Origin of the sequence: Streptomyces prasinopilosus, from assembly GCF_001419695.1 — a bacterium.
GTDB classification, from domain to species: domain Bacteria; phylum Actinomycetota; class Actinomycetes; order Streptomycetales; family Streptomycetaceae; genus Streptomyces; species Streptomyces prasinopilosus.
In genome coordinates this window covers 1-3360 of sequence record NZ_LIRG01000587.1, presented here as the reverse complement: position 1 = coordinate 3360, position 3360 = coordinate 1, and the positions used below count along the sequence as shown (strand labels likewise).

Here is a 3360-nt window from a genome sequence, read left to right as displayed (position 1 = left end):
GGTCGGCGGCGACTTCTACGACATCCAGCCGGGCCCGCACGGCACCCGGGTCCTGGTCGGGGACGTGCAGGGCAAGGGGCTGGGCGCGGTGGAGACGGCGGCGGTGCTGCTCGGCACGTTCCGCGAGACGGGCTACCACGAACCGGAACTGTCGGTCGTGGCCGAGCGCCTGGAGGAGCGGATGCTGAGACACCGGAAGTACACCGCGGCCCTCGGCCGGTCCGACGGCGACCGCTTCGCCACCGCCGTGCTGCTCGGCTTCCCGGCGGACCGGCCGGCCGCGGCGGGCCCCGGCCCGGCGCGGACCCGCGCCCCGGGCTCCGGCCCGGTGGAGGTCGTGGTCTTCGGGCACGAGCCGCCGCTGGCCGTCGGCCCCGGCGGCGTACGGCCGCTGCCGGTGACCGGCGGGCTGCCGCTGGGGCTGCGCGAGCTGGATCCGGCTCCGGTGCGCGTGCACCGGCTGCCGCTGGCCGCCGACGAGACGCTGCTGCTGGTCACCGACGGGGTGACCGAGGCGCGCGACGCCGCCGGGACGTTCTACCCGCTCGCCGAGGACGTGGCGCGGGCGGTCGCGCGGGACGCGCGCGCCGCCGAACCGGCCCGGCTGGCCGTCGTCGTGCGGGACGGGACGCTCCGGCACAGCGGAGGCCACCTGAACGACGACACCACGGCCCTCGCGGTACGCCGGACCGGCGGGCCGGGGCCGAACGCCTCGAAGGGGGACGTTCGTTGAACCGGCATCCCCCGGGGGAGCCGCAGCGGTTACGGTGCTGTTCTGGGTCGTGATCGACAGGGGGAGGGAACATGCCCGGGACCACACCGGGAGGCGGGCCCGGGGCCGTACCCGGAACCGTGCTGCTGCTGGCGGCCTCGCCGTCCGGACGGGGACGGCTGGTGGACGCGGCGTCCGTGCTTCCCGTCCTCGCGGCCGTGCCGCCCGCCGTCCTGTCCGGCACGGACACCGCGAACGTCGTCGAACTCGCCGACCCGCTGGAGCCGCAGGCGGTCCTGACCCGGCTGCGCGCCGCCGCGACCGCCCCCGGACCGCTCACCCTGTACGTCGTGGGGCAGCTGCTGCTCGACCGCCGCCAGCGCCTGCCCCATCTGGCGCTGGCCCGCACCACCCCGTCGACCGTGCGCTACACGGCGTTCCCGTGGCACTGGTTCCGGGACGAGCTGCGGCTGCGCCCCCCGGGCGGCACGACGCTGATCCTCGACCTGCACGCGGACCAGGAGACCCGGCAGGCACTGGGGATCACGCGACCGCCGGACTCCCCGGGCCCACCGGGTCCGGGTCAGGTCCCGCTCACGCTCCCGGCCGCGCTCGACCCCGGCCGCGACACCGCCGTCTACGGCCGCGTCGCACCGCCGCCCTCCCGCTCCCGCCGTACGGTCGCGGAACCGGCGTACATGAAGGCGGTCGGGGCGCTGCTGCGCAGCGGACGGCGCCCGCCGGACGAGGAGTTGCACCGGCAGGCGCTGGCCCGGGCCACCGCGGAGGGCGCGTCCCCCGGATTCGTCCTGGCGCGGCGCGGAACCGGACCCGTGCCGGGTGACCCGCACACGGCCATCACCGAGGCCGTGCGGTCCGGCCGGCACGCCGAGGCCCACGCGCTCGCCGCACGGCACGAGCAGAGCGCCGCCCTCGCCCACGGGCCCTCCTCCGAGGAGGCGCTGCACTGGGCCGAGGTCCGCGCGGACCTGGCGATGCTGGCCGGGGACGCGGCGCTCAGCTGCCACATCTGGCTGACGGTGGCCGCCGCACGGCTCCACACCGGCCAGGCGGCGGACGCCTCCTGCGTCGAGACCGCCGTGGACCGGGCGCACCACCAGTGGGGCCGGATCGGCGACCCGGCGCGGGCCCGTGAACTCGGCCTGGCCCTGGCGGAGCTGCGCAGCCGCGTGCCCGGACGGCGGGAAGGCGCCCTGGACCACGTCCGGCGGCAGCTGAACCAGTTGCAGACACAGGGCTGAACCGGCAACCACCCGGCTCCCCGAGTCCGCCCGAGCCCGCCCGAGCCCGCACGACTCCGACCGAACCGGCTCGGATCCGACCGAACCCGGGGACGTCCTTCTGTTTCCGCCCGTGTTCTTCCGTTCCCGATCGGTGGGACGCGGGTGGTGCCGACCTCTCCCCCTGGGACAACAGCGGTGCCATGATGGTGAGTTATGGCTGAGGGGGATGGTGTGGCCAACCAGGGCATTCGGATTCGGCTGGACGGCACCGCGAGCACGAGCGACATCGGTGCGCTGCGGAAATGGCTGGAGCGGGAGAAACCGCTCGACGAACGGGTGCGCGCGGGCGAGCTGCGGATCCAGGAGCGGCCGAGGACGGACGAGTCCGGCGCTCCGATGGGTCTCGGGATGGACATCGTCGTCCTGATCGTCGGCGCGGGCGCGGGCGCGATCGCCACGGAGCTGCTGGACCAGGTCAAGAAGGCCGTCTCGGCCTGGAAGGCCAACCGGCGCGACGTCGAGGACGGCGACCCGCCCGAGAGCAGAGTCGAATCGGTGAACCTCGACGACAGGTAGGCCGGTGATCCGTCTCGACCCGCGGGGGAAGTCCAACAGGGCACTGCTGGTCGGCGTGTCCGAGTACGCCCACACGCGGCCGCCGCACGGCGTGCCCGGCGGCCTCCCGGCGGTCGAGCACAACGTGGACCGCCTGAGTGAAGCGCTGGTACGCGGGCGGGTGTTCGACGAGCGCGAGGTCACGGTCGTCCACTCCCCGTCCCTGGAGCGCTTCGAGCGGACGCTGCTCTCGGCCGCCGCGGAGGCGGAGGGGGTGCTGCTGCTCTACTTCGCCGGACACGGCGCCATCCCCAGCGCGGGCGACGAGCTGTTCCTGCAGATGCGCAACGCGCGCGTGGTCGCGGGCGGGAAGGCCGTGTTCCCGGGGGCGGAGCCCTTCACCACCGTGCTGGCGATGCTGGCCACCAGCCCGGCCCGGCGGATCGTGGTGGTCCTGGACTGCTGCTTCGCCGGCAACGCGGCCTGGCTCAGGGAGAACCTGGACGACAAGCACCGCCTGCTGCTGATGATGAGCGTCCAGGCCAACCACCGCATCGACGCGGGCGATCCGGGGACTCCGACGCCGTACACCGCCGAACTCGTCCGGCTCCTCGACGAGGAGGGCGACACGGGTTTCCTGGACCTCTCCGAGCGGATACGGGAGCGGATGGCCGCCCGCGGCCTCCACACCGTGCGCGGCGACGGGTGGGAGCCGCAGTGGCGCGCGGAACCGGGGGAGGACGTCCTGCTGGCGGCGGGCCCGCACGCCCCGGAGGAGGACGCGGGACCGACGGACCCGGAGCCGACGGACCCCGAGCCGGGGGGCCCGGAGCCGACGGACCCCGAGCC

Annotated in this window: 4 protein-coding genes; all 4 read left to right on the top strand. The window is 75.4% G+C overall.

From position 1 onward, the window contains the following. Nucleotides 1-733, top strand: a 733-nt coding sequence (locus AOK18_RS22775; protein ID WP_139058494.1) for a PP2C family protein-serine/threonine phosphatase, incomplete at its 5' end; no start/stop codon positions are given. 71 nt (nucleotides 734-804) lie between these two features. Then, nucleotides 805-1974, top strand: coding sequence for a hypothetical protein (locus tag AOK18_RS22770; protein ID WP_055695546.1), 1170 nt, complete (start codon nucleotides 805-807; stop codon nucleotides 1972-1974). A 195-nt stretch (nucleotides 1975-2169) separates the two neighbouring features. Then, nucleotides 2170-2532, top strand: coding sequence for an effector-associated constant component EACC1 (locus tag AOK18_RS22765; RefSeq protein ID WP_055574459.1), 363 nt, complete (start codon nucleotides 2170-2172; stop codon nucleotides 2530-2532). 4 nt (nucleotides 2533-2536) lie between these two features. Continuing rightward, the coding region (locus AOK18_RS22760; RefSeq protein WP_167738729.1) for a caspase family protein at nucleotides 2537-3360 on the top strand (824 nt) is incomplete at its 3' end.